Raw genomic sequence first — 15843 nt, forward strand, 5'->3', positions numbered from 1 at the left:
GAATCAAAAATTACGCTATCCCTGGTGAAATTGTTTGATAACTTTCAGTGTGACGGGGTGTAAAATCTTCTGCCTTCAACTTAAAGCGGGAAATTTCTTGGCTCAGTCCTTGGGAAACTTGGTTCAGTTGGGCGATCGCATGATTAATATCCCGCAGGGAATCTGCTGTTTGCATCGAGGTATTGCTTAGTTGGCTCATCGCTTCACTAATTTGCTGGGCTCCCTGGGACTGGGTTTCCATACCTTGGTTAACGTTTTCAAATCGCGGTGTTAACTGTTGTACCTGTTCGATAATTTGTGTGGTTTGAGTACTGATGCGAGCAACATCTTCCACGCTCCGTCCCACTTCGGTAGCAAATTTATCCATCTCCATTACTCCTGTGGACACCGAAGACTGCATCTGCTTCACCATTTGTTCAATATCTAGAGTGGCAACTGCGGTTTGGTCTGCCAATCGGCGAATTTCTCGAGCAACCACAGCAAACCCCAAGCCATATTCTCCGGCTTTTTCTGCTTCAATAGCGGCATTTAAAGACAGCAAATTGGTTTGGTCTGCCACTTTAGTAATGGTGACAACAATATTATTAATATTGTTTGCTTTTTCGCTAATAACCCCCAGTCTGGCAGCAATGGAGTTGGTGGCTTCTGTCAGCTGCTGCATGGTTGTCTCCATCTGCGATAAGTCTTTTTGGTTCTCACTAGCTGCTTTTGCGGTCATTTGGGACATTTCAGCGACTTCCTCCATTGTTTTCACCAGTTCCGTGGAGGTGGCAGAGATTTCCTTAGCAGCAGCAGCAACTTCGTTGGTAGCAGCAACTTGTTCAGTTATGCTTGCTTCTAATTGTTTACCAGAAGCCGCTATCTGGGTGCTAGAAGATGTGACCTGAATACCTGACCGTTGTACCTTGTGAATGAGGATGTTTAGACTGTGGCTCATATTTTTGAGTGCAGTCATTAACTTACCAATTACATCATTCGAGGAGACATCCAACTTATTTGTTAAATCACCCGCAGCAATTTGCTCTGTAAAATTAAATGCGCTTTGTAAGGAAAGATTCAAAGAGCGGTTGAGGACAACAATAATCAAAAATGATACGATAATTGCAACAATACTTATGCATAAAACACTTGCCCAATAAACAAAGTTAGCAATATTGTGAATTTGTTCAGCTTTCTTTGTTCGCTGTTCTAGTAATTGTTGTTCTATTTGCAGCATTTCATCAAGCCCTTGCCTGATTTCTTCCATAAATTTTTTGCCTTTATCAGAAAGAATTAAAGACAAAGTTTCTTGTTCTTTTCCTGCTTTTTTCAAAGCAATTGTTTCTGCTAGTTCCTCAAATTTTTTATCGGCAAGGGCTTCTATTTTACTCAGTCTAGTTACTTGTTCAGGATTATCACTGATTTTTTCTTTAGATGTTTTGATAATTTCCGAAATATCTTGTTTCGCCTGAATATAAGGTTCTAAATATCTTTCTTTGTTTGTAATTATAAATCCCCTTTGACCTGTTTCTGCATCAACTAAAATATTTTTTATACTTATTAAACGTGCTTTAACATCCTCAGTATGTATAAGTAAGTCGGCACAATAAAACCAAACTATGTGAAGAAAAGTAAATAAGCCTAAAACCCTTGTTCCCCCCGCTCCCTGCTCCCTGCCCCCTGCCTGATCCAAACGATCATTTTTTACACCTACCTACTTAATCCAATCATTGGCTTCTGAAAAAGAATCATTAACTGACTTAGATACAAAATTGGTAATTCCTGTTAGTACAATAATTAGTCCAAAACCACCCAGGACGAGTTGATTAATTTTTGTTGCTTGCGTTCCTTGTTTCATATGTTCTTTCTAGTCTATAAATTTTACTTATAGGACTCATCTTTTATTGTTTCAATATATAGTTGCTAGACACGCCTAAAATGGTGGCATACAGCACTTGGCAGGTAAATAAAGTACAAGGCAAGGCTACATACAAAAGCTCTTGTGAGATGGGCATCCCTGCCCGTTTGTAAAATGAAATATGCTGTAGATTTGATTATGGTGCGGGCTAGCAGCCCATCCCACAAGAATTTCACACATGTAGCTGTGTTACGACAGTAGGGTATATTAGGGATAGGGTCAGGCACTAAACTCTGATGAATTATGCCCACTGTGTATTTATAATTCCCAAACAATTAGTAATATTTACAGTTTGTATGGGATTTCTAGCTAAGTATCCAAAAAGTTACTCCCCACACTCCCCACACTTTTTTATCCCCTGCCCCCTGGCAGTCTTAACCATAAGTATTTAACCGGACATGATATTACCTTCTCTTCTGGAGTCGCCGTATTCGCTGCCAGAGCAAAGTTGCGCTTCCCAAATCCCCCTGGTTTTCTCTCAGTAATGCTAGATGTGTAAGTGCTTCTTCACAACTAGGTTGCAGGTAAATTGCCTTGTGGAAAGACTGTGCTGCTTGCTCATTGTTGCCCATGCCTTGCTCCACCTCACCAAGTAGAACATATGCCTCAGCACTGACGGGATTTTGGCTAATATAGTCATTGCATAGTTGTGCTGCCTCATGCAAACGACCTTGATTTGCTAAAGTTTTGCTTGTTTCCAGCAAGTTAGCCTGGGAATTTTCTGATGGCTTTTCAGTATTTTTAGTGATAACGTCTTGTTTTTTAGACTGTGTGGGTTGTAAAAAAGGATTTTTGTTTGTAGTTAGTTTTCTTTGCTGAGTTAAGGTGGGTTTTTTCGTAGTTGCTGGGCGATCGCTCCCTTGTACTCTAGACTTACGATAGGCAAAGACTCTAGGATGACGAACTGGGATAAACCGAGTATTGAGAAACAACCCAGTTTCCGCATGGCCGAGAAATAGCAAGCCATCTTTGGTAAGCAATCTTTCCAGAAGTCCCATTGTGCGTTTCTTGGTGGCGGCATCGAAGTAGATCAACAAGTTGCGACAAAAGACAACATCATAGGGCGGTACGCCAACCAAACAACGAGGATCTGCCAAGTTACCATGTATAAAATCAACCATGCCCCTTACCTGTTGGCATAGTTGATATCCTGCCTCTGTTGGTTGAAAATAGCACTCTTGAAAGTAGGGAGGATTGCCACGAAATGAGTAATTGTGATAAATGCCTCGTTGGGCAGCTAATAAGTTGTTTTTACTAATATCAACAGCATCAATATGAATATTTGCAGCAGCTAACCCTGCCTCCAAAAGAGCGATCGCAATTGAATAAGGTTCTTCCCCTGTAGAACAGGGAATACTGAGAACCCGCAGTACACTCTGAGATTGAGTTGACAACCACTCAGACATTACATAACGCTTGAGAAAATTAAACGATTCTCGCTCTCGAAAAAACCAGGTTTCTGGAACAATCACACCTTCGACTAGTGCCTCCCATTCCTGGTTAGATTCCTGCAATCTCTGTAAATACCTTTCTATCTGTGGAATTCCACAATCTGCCATCCGTTGAGCGATCGCTCTAGTAATTATGCCAGAATTAATTGAATTTACATCTAAGCCTACCTTGCTTTTCAGTAAAATTTCGATAACAGATTGTGTCATTTACATATAAAAAATTTTATTTAGCTTGGAGTAAAAAACGCATTTGCTCAACTTTTGACAACAAACAATCTAAGTCTATACACTGAATCATATCTTGGTCGTCTACAATCATCTTACCCAAGTAGGGAGCTGCATCTATCTGGATGTTTGGATCGATCAATTCAGTGTCAGACTTGCGTAAAGTTTCTACAACCCGTTCTGCCATCAAACCAAAAACATGGGAAGTTGCAGATTCTGAAGAATTATTACCTTCACTATTATTGTAGTTAATTAGGATAATGCGAGTACTCAAATGCTCGTAGCAGGGTTTACCCCGCATTAATTGACATAAGTCAATCACTGGAACAATTCGTCCTCGATAGTTAAAAACTCCAGCAATGTATTCAGGTGTGTGGGGAAGGGTTTCTAAGACAACCAGGGGAAGCACTTCTACAACCTGCTGGCTTTCTAAGGCATAACGTTTATTATCAATACTTAGTAATAAAAATAACATTTACTAACTCCATGAATATCCACATCTGTTATTAGTTCAACCAGAGTTCGGGTTAAGCCAAAAGCTAAAAACCTTATTATGTAGGGATTTAGCAAAACCATAAGTTCTTAAAGAAGGGATTAAATTGGCATCATTTTGTCAATAAGGCTCATAAATAAGACTAATCTCAACAACATGGCTTATTGAGAAGAACTCAAAACAGAGCTTCGGAGCGAACAACGATACATCAGGTGTTGCGAGGATTTATTATCCCGAACTCAGGTTAATTGTAACCGCAGCAGGAAGGACGTGACGATAAGCGATACTAAAAATAGTTAACCTGAAATTAACCGTCGCTTCTAACTCACTGCATATTCTGTAAACTGCCTCATAAAAGGAGACTGAAACCCTAATACAATATCTTTCTTGGGAACTCCCGCAGCTACCAGATTAGCAGCAATATCATCTTCTGTACCATTCCACTGAAGCCAAATTTTGCCACCTTTAATGTCAATATGAATGATACAACTATGTACCCAATCTTGACCTTGCCAACCGATATGAACTATTTGATAATGGTCTCGTTCTTTATCAAATATTGTCTCTACTTCTATATTTCCGTAAGCTGGTTTTTGCCTACTATAATCATGTAACTTTTTTTGTACCAACTGCCGATATTTAGTTAATTTATCCATTGAAAAATTACCTCTTGCTCTACATCATAAATCAGCATTTTTACTTGATTTTCTGCAACCATGTCTTTGGGAAAATAAAGTTGAAAAAATGTTTTATAAGTTGTTAAAGGTACTGCTAAATATAAAATACGCTCCGGTTGTAACCTTCTCAATGCACCTCTATAATTAATAAACTGTCCTAATGCCGTATGAAATTCTGAGATAGCAGAGGACTTCTGTAAAAAACTTTTGATTTCTACTGCAATTTTTTGTCCTTTGCGTTCTGCTGCAATCAGCTTTTCTGCGGCTAAATCAATCGAAAGATTAACTCCTCCGACGCTGATTGTGAGCGGATCATTAGTAATTTGCCAACCGTCTTTCTGTAACGCTATTTTGACAACTTCATGAAAAACATCTTTAGCAGGCATATATATTCATAATTATATTTCTTATTTTAATTTCGGGTTATTTCATACAATCCGTAAAAATTCTCAAGCTGGTTGAATCAATTCACGGGTGAGTCTTGGATGGGATTTTAGAATTTGTTCTGGGGTTTCACCAGCAGCTAATTTTTACACTTAGTTAAACACTATTGCCATGTCTCTGATTGATTCATTTATAAATTTATTAACAGAATTACTTAAAACTTTATCCATCGAATAGTTAATTTTTACAGCCATTATTAAAGCTCATCTATATATTTGTTACCTTTTTGGCAGCATTAGTTAAAACCTCATCCATCCAACTGTTAATACTTTTACCAGCTTTTTTAGCAGCAATAAAAATTCTCCGATGATTTTCTGGCGTAGTTCGAAAGGGAAGTTTTCCAGAAAAAGGTTTATCAGGTTCTTCTCCTAATTCTTCACAAAAAGCCAGATATTCATCAACAGAATTTTGGAATTCTTGACGTGCTTCATCAATAGTTCTTGCCTTAAATGTGATTACATCTTTAATATCTAAAATCCTACCAAAAAGAATTCCGGCATCTACATCTACTTCAATACTAGCTGTGTAACCTTTGTAAGTCATCATGACGATATCTAAATACAACTGTATCCAGAGTAATGATAATTTATTTATTTACTTGAAAGTTTCAACTTTCCCATATGTGGGGTAAGTATAAAACTTACCCTCATATTGACTGGTTTATCTCCAGTATCTAATAATTATTTTATTACGGTTCAATTTCCGCCTCCATCAAAAAATCTCTGACTGATTTGACTGCTCCTTTATCAGTTTCTTTCTGAGGATGTGGTTCGTGAAAAACTGCTCTAACTCCATTTAACTTCACACGAACCCTAGAACCTCCTCCCTGGCTAATATCAGCACCTAATGCTATAAATAAACTTTCAATATCTCTCCATACAATATTTGCTGGAATCGGACTTGCAAAAATTAATTCTAAAATTTCTTTTTGCTTATTGTTAAGGTATTCTTCCATTTGAATTGATAATAATTCATTATTTTTTCAATAAGCATCTAAAAATACTGCTTTCTTTAGGATTTATATATATGATATCGTGAAATGATATCATATGCAATTCAATCTTGCTTTCACGCGTTAAGGGACACAGTTGGTGTTACTGTGTCCCTGAAAATTTACCTAATGTTTTCAATCTGGGAAAGTTTACTCAATCCCTTCAATCTTATCCTCAACTTCCTGATACAACTGACGCAATCTATCGAGATTTTCCTCGCTTGTATCCCAATAACCCCGTCCATTGGCTTCCAAGAAGGTTGTCACCATCTTGCGGAAGGAATGGGGATTCATATTCAACAAACGCTTCTGCATCTCTTCATCTTTCATGAAGGTGTCGTTTGCATCTTCATAAACCCAGTTATCCACTGCACCTGCGGTAGCACTCCAACCCACTGTATTTACCAAGCGCTTGGACAACTCCCGCGCCCCTTCATAACCATGGGAAAGCATTCCCTCATACCACTTGGGATTTAACAATTTTGTCCGAGCATCCAAGCGCACGGTTTCTGATAAACTACGAACCTGAGCATTGGCTGTGGTGGTATCCGCCATATAGGATGCTGGGGTTTTCCCATCACCCCGCAGACTCGCTACTACTTTGGTGGGATCGGAATCATAGTAGTGGGAAACATCTGTCAAACTAATCTCCGATGAATCCAGGTTTTGGAATGTCGCATCAGCCGTCTTCAATGTCTTTTCAAACAGTTCCCGCGATTGTTCCATTGTCCCCGGATTATCCGCAGTAAAGGCAAAGGATTTCCGCTTCAGGTACATTTCCTGCAATTCCCCTTCATTTTCCCAAGTGCTGTTTTCCACCGCTAAGTTAATGTTGGAGGAGTAGGAACCAGAAGCATTAGAAAATACACGGGTAGCTGCTTGACGCAGGTTAATTCCCATTTCCTCTGCTTGAGCCATAGCGTGCTTGCGGACAAAGTTCATTTCTAATGGCTCATCGGCTTCTGCAGCCATTTTTACCGCTTGATCTAACAGGTTCATTTGGTTAATAAATAAGTCGCGGAATACCCCGGAACAGTTAATCACTACGTCAATTCTCGGCCTTCCCAACTCTTCTAAGGGTATCAATTCTAACTTATTCACCCTACCGAGGGTATCGGGAATAGGACGCACACCCACCATCCACATTATTTGTGCCAGTGATTCCCCGTAGGTTTTAATATTATCAGTGCCCCATAACACACTAGCAATAGTTTCTGGATATTGGCCTTCGTTCTCTGCCATGTGCCTTGCCAGTAGTCTATCAACAACAACTTTAGCTGATTGGACGGCAGCTTGGGTCGGAATGGATTGGGGGTCTAGGGCGTGAAGATTTTTACCTGTAGGTAAGACATCGGGGTTACGGATGGGATCGCCACCGGGGCCAGGAAGAACGTATTCCCCTTCTAATCCTTTGAGCAATGCACCTAGTTCGTTGTCGGCACAAATTTGTTGCAAGCAAAATTCTAAATATTCAAAGAGGGGTTTGAGAGCTTCTTGATCAACATCGGTGTATCCCGCTTGGTGAAGTGCTTCTACCCAAGGCTCTTTTTTACCCATATTGAAGAAATTCAACTTGGAAACTAGAGAAACCCTACCCTCAGCGTCGGTTTTCTCCTTGACTAAGGAACCAACAGCATCACGGGTGGCGATGGTGATATCTTGCAACAGTTGCACATCTTCTAAAATGCCTTTGTCACTGTTGCGGTAAATTTCTTCAATATCCCGATTTAAGCTATTGGCAATAATGCGCTGTAGGCTGAGAATTTCTTCCTCTTCCCGATCTAAACCGGCTATATTTACCAAAGTTGCGATCGCTTCTTCCGCAGTGGGAGGCTTACCAATAACATGTAATCCACAAGGTAACAACCGGGATTCAATTTCCATTAACTTGCGGTAGACAATGCCAACCATATTATCCCGTTCTTCGACATCCATCTCCCTAGCATCGATTTCTGGGATGTCAATGTCCTTGTCCAAGTTCACCATCCGGCATTTATCCATGATGGTGTTGACAATGGGAATACACCGTCCAGTATCTTTCAGGGTTTGGTAAGAAGCAATTAATTCACTCAGTTCCTTTAAACCCTTGTATAAACCAGCATTTTCTGCTGGGGGTGTTAAGTAAGAAATAGTGGCCGCATAACCCCGACGCTTGGCAATTGTCGCCTCACTGGGATTATTAGCTGCGTAATAATACAGATTCGGAATACTGCCAATTAAGTTATCTGGATAACATTCACCAGACATCCCCATCTGCTTTCCAGGCATAAATTCCAAGGAACCGTGGGTACCAAAATGGAGCACCGCATCCGCACCCCAAATTCTTTCTAAATAGGTGTAGTAAGCAGCAAAGCCGTGGTGAGGGCTAGCAGAACGGGAGAATAACAACCGCATGGGATCCCCTTCATAACCAAAGGTAGGCTGGACACCAATGAAGATGTTACCGAATGCCTTACCGTAAACCAGGAGGTTTTGCCCATCACTGTTTAGGTTCCCTGGTGGTGGTCCCCAGTTCTCTTCCAATCTTTGGGAATAAGGAGTCAGTTCTTCATACTCAGGTACAGACATGCGATAAGCAATATTGAGTTCTGGACTGGCATACTGTGCCTGAGCGTCATGGATTACCTGTTCCATTAATGCTTGAGGACTATCTGGCAAATCCTGTACGTCATAGCCATTTTGCTGCAAGGCTTGTATCACTTCGTAGATGGAACCAAATACATCCAGATAAGCCGCAGTCCCCACATTCCCTTTATCCGGGGGAAAACTAAATACTGTAATCGCAATTTTCTTATCTAACTTGGGCTTACGACGCAAATTCGCCCACTTCAAAGCCCTTTTTGTCACTGATTCAATCCGATCTTGCAGGGCGATCGCTTTACCTGTATTACCATCCTTCCCAGATAAAATTATCGGCTCAATTGCCCCATCTAACTCAGGGATCGCTATTTGCAATGCCACCTGAATTGGATGTAAACCTAAATCACTATCTTGCCATTCTTCTGTAGTTTGAAATATTAGGGGCAATACCACCATGTAAGGGCGATTTAATCGCTTTAAGGATTCTATCGCCTTGGGATGATCTTGGCGTGCTGGCCCCCCTACCAAGGCAAAACCAGTCAAAGATATCACCGCATCTACTAAAGGTGTATTCGTATTAGGTTCGTAAAAATAAGCATTCACAGGCTGGGAGAAATCTAAACCAGAGGCAAAAACACACATTACTTTTGCCCCCATTGACTCCAATTCCTGCACAATAGCTACATAATGGGCATCATCACCAGTAACTAGGTGGGTACGTTGCATAACCAAACCCACACAAGGAGCTAGGGGATCTTTTAAATCCGGGGAAATATCCTGACGACTGTTATACCAATTGAGATATTCCCGTACATCCTCATACATGGTAGTTGCCAAAGGATGCCAAATCCCCATATCTGGATAAACTACGGGTTGTTGGTATTCTAGAGCAGTAGAATTTTGTTTATCTACATTTTTAAATATATATTTATCAGCTAACATCAACAAAAAGTTTTCCAGATTGTCTGGAGAACCTCCCAGCCAATATTGGAAACTCAGCATGAAATTTCTGGCATCCTGAGCTTTTTCCACAGGCAAAAACTTCAGCACTTGTGGCAATGTTCTTAATAGCTTTAACATTGCATCTTCAAACCCAGCCCCAGATTTCTCCTTACGCTTCCGCATAAACTGGGCGATGACACTCTTTGACTGTCCCATCTGTGCCATAGAAAAGCTACCCATTTTATTCAGGCGCATTACCTCTGGCATAGATGGAAATACCACCGCCGCATCCAAACGATCCCGGTGTGGTTTAACTGTTTCTACTACTTTTTGGGCTAAATCTTCAATAAAAATCAAGGAGGCAATAAAAATATTGGCAGTCTCCATATCTTTTTGGAACTCTTGATAATTATCTGTATCCCGGAGTTCCTCAATTAAATAACCACTGATTTCAATCGCCAAATGAGGATGGTTTTCGTTAATAGTCCTAACAGCTTGTGACAATGCACTCTGATACTGGGACTCTAACACGACATAGACCACCTTGAGTAAATGCCGCCCCCGCAAGTCATTGGGTGCAATATGACGAATGGTGGACTTGACGTGAGTGAACATGCTAATGAAGCTCCTTTGATGCGTGTTCTCTGCGAATAATATTTAAGGCTCGGCTTAGCATTAACTATTACGGAATTGATAAACCGCAATAACCTGCTCAATTTTGAGGCACTATGAAGTTTTTATCAGAAAATGCCCATCCAAAGCCTTGTTTATCGTTTGTTTGACACAAAACGATATAAAAATAGGCGATTTTGTTTACAAAATTTAACTTTAAACTAAAGTTATTACACTAACAAATATTAATTTTTGTTTACATTGACCTGGATGCAATCATTCAAGATGCATCACAAACAAAGTTTCGATGACCAATCCTGGGAACCTCTACCAGGCTGACACTTATATTGCTTTCCAACCCAAACCATTTTCCACGACTTGCTATCAGTCCCAGATGATTCAAAATCTGCACGATGGCGGATTCCATTTACAGAATCATCTAAAAGACCTGTTTCCGTGATGATGACAGTTTTAAAATTAGGTTCAATTGTATTGACACTTACATTTCTCTGGAAATTTCCTTCTTGAGGTTTCTCTTCAGGTGGGGGAAAAACTGCGATCGCAATTTCTTTGGGGTCACTTCCCATTAAAGATACACCTTGAGGAAGTTGACTGAAATCAACCGAATTATAATTTTCTCCCTCTTTTTTGGCTGTTGCAGTATTTGTTGTAGAAGAGTTTTCTTGAGAATTTTTAACCGCAGGTACAGTAGATTGAGAAGAGTTATTTGTTGATCTATCCGAATCTGCAGAACAACCAGCCAGAGTAAATTGACTGCATAGAACCAGTAAAACAATATATCTTATATATTTATTCATGATGTCAGTAGTATGCATGTTTTATAGGCATATTTAATCCACATTCCTAAGTTATTTTCTTGTTTAAGAAAAATGGGTTGCTAATCTTCTGATTTTAATTTGCTTGTATCTAATTATGATATTTTTTGCCTTTTAAAAAGAGATAAACAAAGAACGAACAATCCTAAGGTTACTATCATCAGGAATAGTAGTGGTTGCCACAAAAGCTGAAATCCAACACCTTTGATGAGAACACTACGCAAAATAAAAATGTAGTGGCGTAGGGGATTGACAAGGGTCAATGTTTGAAAAAAAGAAGGCATGGCTTCAATGGGTGTATAAGCTCCAGATAACTGTACTAAAGGTACGTTAATGAAAAGTGTGGTTAGAAATGCTTGTAGCAGATTCTGATTGAGTAAACCTACGAGTAATCCCAATTCAGATGTCAGCAAAATATAAACAGAAGTGGTAATGAGAAACATTAACCAACTGCCACGAAAGGGTAAATCAAAGACAATTTGACTAAAAAAGTTGGCAATTAGTACCATAAACAGGACAATTCCCAAAAGAGGAATTAATTTGCCAACTATTAATTCCCAGGGTCGTAATGGAGTGAGGGAAAGTTGCTCAAAAGTGCCATAGTCTTTTTCCGCCGTCATGGTTGATGAAGCAGCAAAAGTACTAATGGCAGTCAAAATTACTCCCACTACCCCTGGTACAAAATACCAACTGCTTACTAGCCCAGGATTATATAAAATTTTTGTTTGCAGATTAATTAACGAAGATTCAGGTAGATTGTCATTACCATAGCGATACTGACGGATAATTTGACTCAAATAACTTTGAATAATACCAACTCGATTAGCATCAACTCCGTCAATTAAGAGTTGTACATCAGCCAACTTATCCTCAGCCAGTCGACGCTCAAAATTGGGGGGAATTACCAGAGCAACCTTAATGTCTCCTGCCATTAGGGATCTCTGTAAGTCTTTTTCTTGTAAAGTTTCTACCCTAGGGGTGACTACATCGCTTGTGGCTAGAATGGCAATAAATTCTCGACTGGCTGTAGTCTGGGCATAGTCTACAACCCCTAAGCTCAGTTCTTGAACGCTGGGATTGAGAGCAAAACCATAAACTATCATGTAAAATAGCGGTGCCAAAACAATTGTAATTAAAAGTTGGCGATCGCGAAAAATGCTGGTTATGTCTTTAAAGACAACTGCCCACATACCTCTATTAGAAAAAAATTTAACCTTTCTCATTTCCCATACTGGATTAGGGATTTTCAGTCTCTGCTAAATTTCCACCAAGATAGCACGAACATTCCCAGAGTCAGCAGGAGCAGGATCGGGATAACATGACTAATACGAACCCAGCCGGCTCCAAAAACAAAAGCATCCCGCGTGAGTTCGATATAGTAACGGGCTGCCACAATATCAGCAAGTATTGACAATGGCCAGGGAATATTTTCCACAGGATATATAAAACCTGACAGCCAGACAGAAGCTAAAAGTCCTGTATTCATAACACTCTGGACGGCAACTAAAGCTTGCCCAGAGTAAACTCCAACAAGGAGCCCGTAAATCACACTTACCATCAAAAATACTATAGTGCCAATGATTAATGGCCAAGGATTTCCTACTGGCCAAACATTAAAAAGTACTGCCCCCAATCCCATTAATAATACTGTCTCGCCAATAGCAATCAATACATAGGCTAAAACCTTACCTAAAAGAAACTCCCAAGCACTCATCCCTGATGCTTTGAATTGCACCAATGTTCCTTGTTCTTTCTCTCGTACCATTGCCATTGCTGTTACCAAAGCGGGATAGGTAAATAACACAACAGCATATACTCCAGGCACAATAAACAGAGATTCTTTTCGCCCAGGATTAAACCAAATACGGGTATGGGGTAAAACGTCAGGACTCTGAATCTGAAAACCTTGCTTTTCTAGGAAAAATTGAGTGGTAGCACGAAGACTGTTTTGGATTACTCTAGCGTTGTTCACATCTGTACCATCAATTAACACCTGGATGGCATTGATTTTTTGTTTTTGCAATTGACGTGAAAAGTTGGGAGGTATGATGATTACTGCTTGAGCCATTCCCCTGTCCAGTAAGTCCGTGCCATCTTTCGTTGTGGCTGCTAAGGGCTTAAACTGATTAGTGGCAAACACCTGCTCGATATAACCTCGACTGAGGGGGCTATTGTCAAAATCTCTGATTGCTAATGGCACATCTTTAATTTCCAGACGAATGGCAAAGCCAAAAATCACCATGGTCATTAAAGGTAACAAGAAAACCAATGCTGCTGCTAGGCGATTGCGACGAAACTGTAATAATTCTTTGATACACTGAGCTAAAATTGTTTCCATTTCCCTATCATCCTCTAAGGGTGTTTGGCAATTTTGAGAAATGCTGCTTCTAAAGAGAAGGGAATAGGAGTAATTTGGTAAGATTCAGTTTCTACAGCAGCTAAGTAGTTTTCTAGTCGAGAAATATCTGAGGGTTGCTCTAAAATTATCTGAATGCGATCGCTCATCAGAATTATGCGCCAAGGTTCAAACTGCTGTTCTAAGTTATACAGGTTTTTTTTGGGAGAGTTGGATAAAATTTCGACTAAAACCCCTTTCTGTTGCATTTTGATATTTTTTGGCGAACCACGAACAATTAGTTTTCCTGACCTCATAAACAACAAATTAGTACAGTATTCTGCTTCTTCCATCGAGTGGGTAGTGACAACAATTGCTGTACCTTGGCGAGCAAATTTTTGCAGAATTTGCCAGAAATGTCGCCTGACTAGAATATCCATCCCACTGGTAGGTTCATCCAGAAATAAGATATCGGGTTGGTGTAAAATAGCTGCACCAAAAGCAACTCGCTGTTTATTACCTCCAGAAAGATTAGCTACCCGCACATTAGCGTGCCCAGTCAAGTCGAATGTTTCCAGTAGCCAAGCAATACGAGTCTTAAGTTGCTGATTGCTAACTCCATAGGCTCGACCAAAAAAAGACAAATTTTCGAGAATGGTCAGACTAGGATACAAAGCAAATTTTTGACTCATGTAGCCAATTTTTTGCTTAACTGAAGGTGAAGAGAGAGACAAATACTCAGATGTAAAGCCGATTTTACCCCTACTAGGAACGAGCAGCCCGCATAATAACTTCATTAAAGTTGTTTTACCAGCACCATTAGCTCCCAACAGACCACAAATTTCCCCTCTATTAATCCTCAAGTTGAGGGGTTGCACTGCCTGAAATTTACCGTAAGCTTTGCTGGCACCATCAACATTAAGTATCCAATTACTGCCAAAGTTGTCAATGGAGGGTAAAGAAGATACAGATCCCACTTCCGGAAAACGTGCTTTGGCTGAGGAGGTTTCCTGTAAGTTATAAGCCATAACATTTTCCAGAGTAGGACGATCAGGGTTGATACTAGTGACAGGTAACTGGTGAAAATTTAATATTTCTTGTATCTTTTTCTCTGGAAATCGTACTTCTTTGTGGAGAAAAACTACTAGGCGATCGCCTAAACTTTGTACGTCTACGATAGAATTGGGTTTGGTAGCGATCTCATTTTTTAAAGCTTGTTCCGTTGCTGCAAAAATTGCTCCCGATGCTAAAAATGGATCGTCAGGTACAACTTCAAAACATTGTAAATCTATTCTATTCTTTAATTCTTCTGGAGTTCCGATTTCTTTAATAGTACCCCTGTGGATTAAAGCAACGCGATCGCATCTTTCCGCCTCATCTAGATAATGAGTTGAAACTACGATAGTAGTTCCTGCGCGAGCAATTTTTGATAAAAAGCTCCAAATCTCATGGCGGGAAACTGCATCAATACCTGTGGAGACTTCATCCAGTAATAGAATTCGGGGTTGGGTTATTAAGATGCAGCAAAGGGCTAGCTTTTGCTTCATACCACCAGATAAATGACCTGCCAATCTATTAGCAAAAGGTTTTAAGCCTAACCATTGGAGATACTGCTTGCGGCGAGATTGAAAGATTTCTTCCGGAAGACGACGTGTTTTGACATAGTAACGTAGATTTTCGTCTATGCTCAAATCAGAATACAATGAAAACTGTTGTGTTAAATATCCCAGGGAAGAACGTACAATTGAGGGGTGTTTTCCCATAATTTCAACCGTGCCATAAGTTATGGGTTGTACGCCAGCTAAGGCTTTGATGATAGAAGTTTTTCCGGCACCATTTGTTCCGATCAAGCCAAATATTTCCCCAGGATATACTTCAAAATCAATATCGTTAACAGCAGCAAAATTTTTATAAAACTGTCGTAATTTTTTTACTTGAATAATGGCTCGATTCTGTTTCATTATTTAATATATAAAATTTTAATTAAAGAAAAACTGAGATTAGGTGCTCAAATTCTTTGAATTTAACCCGTTTTTCAAGAGTTGTAAGGTCTGAAATTGAAATTAGTGAGCGGTAAGCGTTCGCGTAATCTTTTTTTGAAGTTTATTATGTAATATTACTATAGTCTAAGTTGTATTAATTACTTTAAAATATTGAATATATAACTCTCATCTACACATTTTGGTACTCTTTATTTGCTTTTTACCGGTTTATTCGATCAGATGCAGGATGTGAGTTAAGTTACGAGTTGATCCGTTCAGATTTTATTTGAACTCAACTCCTCATAAACTGAGTAACAAGTCTTTTATGGATAAATATTTATTAGATCAAGAAAATACTGGAATTAAGCGTAATAAGTA

13 protein-coding genes and 1 pseudogene are annotated in these 15843 nt (G+C 39.6%); all 14 read right to left on the minus strand.

Annotation, left to right across the window (positions count from 1 at the left end; all coding sequences use genetic code 11):
• Positions 1 to 10 precede the first annotated feature (10 nt).
• The 14 genes and pseudogenes from CALSC_RS07235 to CALSC_RS07290 all read right to left on the minus strand — a co-directional run bounded on the left by CALSC_RS07235 (position 11) and on the right by CALSC_RS07290 (position 15444).
• On the minus strand, positions 11 to 1672 hold the full coding sequence (locus tag CALSC_RS07235; protein WP_088240703.1) for a methyl-accepting chemotaxis protein: 1662 nt from the start codon (positions 1670 to 1672) through the stop codon (positions 11 to 13).
• 21 nt (positions 1673 to 1693) lie between these two features.
• Complete coding sequence (locus tag CALSC_RS26325) at positions 1694 to 1837, minus strand: hypothetical protein (protein WP_159460578.1); 144 nt, start codon at positions 1835 to 1837, stop codon at positions 1694 to 1696.
• Positions 1838 to 2301: 464 nt separating this feature from the next.
• Complete coding sequence (locus CALSC_RS07240; RefSeq protein ID WP_088240704.1) at positions 2302 to 3555, minus strand: CheR family methyltransferase; 1254 nt, start codon at positions 3553 to 3555, stop codon at positions 2302 to 2304.
• A gap of 16 nt (positions 3556 to 3571) precedes the next feature.
• On the minus strand, positions 3572 to 4048 hold the full coding sequence (locus CALSC_RS07245) for a chemotaxis protein CheW (RefSeq protein ID WP_088240705.1): 477 nt from the start codon (positions 4046 to 4048) through the stop codon (positions 3572 to 3574).
• A 338-nt stretch (positions 4049 to 4386) separates the two neighbouring features.
• Complete coding sequence (locus CALSC_RS07250; RefSeq protein ID WP_088240706.1) at positions 4387 to 4722, minus strand: XisI protein; 336 nt, start codon at positions 4720 to 4722, stop codon at positions 4387 to 4389.
• Entirely contained in the window at positions 4710 to 5129 is a 420-nt protein-coding gene (locus tag CALSC_RS07255) for a XisH family protein (RefSeq protein ID WP_088240707.1), read from the minus strand. Before CALSC_RS07255 ends, CALSC_RS07250 begins: the two co-directional genes overlap by 13 nt.
• 63 nt (positions 5130 to 5192) lie before the next feature.
• Positions 5193 to 5261 (minus strand): annotated as a pseudogene (locus CALSC_RS28000) (hypothetical protein); the annotation flags it as partial.
• Positions 5262 to 5394: 133 nt separating this feature from the next.
• A complete protein-coding gene (locus CALSC_RS07260) occupies positions 5395 to 5730 on the minus strand; it encodes a type II toxin-antitoxin system HicB family antitoxin (protein ID WP_200817586.1) in 336 nt (111 codons plus the stop codon).
• Positions 5731 to 5875: 145 nt separating this feature from the next.
• Complete coding sequence (locus CALSC_RS07265) at positions 5876 to 6142, minus strand: type II toxin-antitoxin system HicA family toxin (protein ID WP_088240709.1); 267 nt, start codon at positions 6140 to 6142, stop codon at positions 5876 to 5878.
• 186 nt (positions 6143 to 6328) lie between these two features.
• Positions 6329 to 10315, minus strand: a complete 3987-nt coding sequence (locus CALSC_RS07270; protein WP_088240710.1) for a magnesium chelatase subunit H — start codon at positions 10313 to 10315, stop codon at positions 6329 to 6331.
• Positions 10316 to 10602: 287 nt separating this feature from the next.
• Positions 10603 to 11130, minus strand: coding sequence for a hypothetical protein (locus tag CALSC_RS07275; RefSeq protein WP_143288181.1), 528 nt, complete (start codon positions 11128 to 11130; stop codon positions 10603 to 10605).
• A 113-nt stretch (positions 11131 to 11243) separates the two neighbouring features.
• Complete coding sequence (locus CALSC_RS07280; protein ID WP_159460579.1) at positions 11244 to 12338, minus strand: ABC transporter permease; 1095 nt, start codon at positions 12336 to 12338, stop codon at positions 11244 to 11246.
• A 56-nt stretch (positions 12339 to 12394) separates the two neighbouring features.
• On the minus strand, positions 12395 to 13486 hold the full coding sequence (locus CALSC_RS07285; protein ID WP_088240713.1) for an ABC transporter permease: 1092 nt from the start codon (positions 13484 to 13486) through the stop codon (positions 12395 to 12397).
• Positions 13487 to 13500: 14 nt separating this feature from the next.
• A complete protein-coding gene (locus tag CALSC_RS07290) occupies positions 13501 to 15444 on the minus strand; it encodes an ATP-binding cassette domain-containing protein (RefSeq protein ID WP_088240714.1) in 1944 nt (647 codons plus the stop codon).
• Positions 15445 to 15843 lie beyond the last annotated feature (399 nt).

Source organism: Calothrix rhizosoleniae SC01, assembly GCF_900185595.1.
Taxonomy (GTDB): Bacteria; Cyanobacteriota; Cyanobacteriia; order Cyanobacteriales; family Nostocaceae; genus Calothrix_A; species Calothrix_A rhizosoleniae.

What these genes read in the sequence shown, in the direction of transcription:
- CALSC_RS07270 (WP_088240710.1), bottom strand. Translation starts at nt 10,315, where the DNA reads ATGTTCACTCACGTCAAGTCCACCATTCGTCATATTGCACCCAATGAC.
- CALSC_RS07285 (WP_088240713.1), bottom strand. Translation starts at nt 13,486, where the DNA reads ATGGAAACAATTTTAGCTCAGTGTATCAAAGAATTATTACAGTTTCGT.
- CALSC_RS07245 (WP_088240705.1), bottom strand. Translation starts at nt 4,048, where the DNA reads ATGTTATTTTTATTACTAAGTATTGATAATAAACGTTATGCCTTAGAA.
- CALSC_RS26325 (WP_159460578.1), bottom strand. Translation starts at nt 1,837, where the DNA reads ATGAAACAAGGAACGCAAGCAACAAAAATTAATCAACTCGTCCTGGGT.
- CALSC_RS07240 (WP_088240704.1), bottom strand. Translation starts at nt 3,555, where the DNA reads ATGACACAATCTGTTATCGAAATTTTACTGAAAAGCAAGGTAGGCTTA.
- CALSC_RS07260 (WP_200817586.1), bottom strand. Translation starts at nt 5,730, where the DNA reads ATGACTTACAAAGGTTACACAGCTAGTATTGAAGTAGATGTAGATGCC.
- CALSC_RS07250 (WP_088240706.1), bottom strand. Translation starts at nt 4,722, where the DNA reads ATGGATAAATTAACTAAATATCGGCAGTTGGTACAAAAAAAGTTACAT.
- CALSC_RS07280 (WP_159460579.1), bottom strand. Translation starts at nt 12,338, where the DNA reads ATGTGGGCAGTTGTCTTTAAAGACATAACCAGCATTTTTCGCGATCGC.
- CALSC_RS07265 (WP_088240709.1), bottom strand. Translation starts at nt 6,142, where the DNA reads ATGGAAGAATACCTTAACAATAAGCAAAAAGAAATTTTAGAATTAATT.
- CALSC_RS07275 (WP_143288181.1), bottom strand. Translation starts at nt 11,130, where the DNA reads ATGAATAAATATATAAGATATATTGTTTTACTGGTTCTATGCAGTCAA.
- CALSC_RS07255 (WP_088240707.1), bottom strand. Translation starts at nt 5,129, where the DNA reads ATGCCTGCTAAAGATGTTTTTCATGAAGTTGTCAAAATAGCGTTACAG.
- CALSC_RS07290 (WP_088240714.1), bottom strand. Translation starts at nt 15,444, where the DNA reads ATGAAACAGAATCGAGCCATTATTCAAGTAAAAAAATTACGACAGTTT.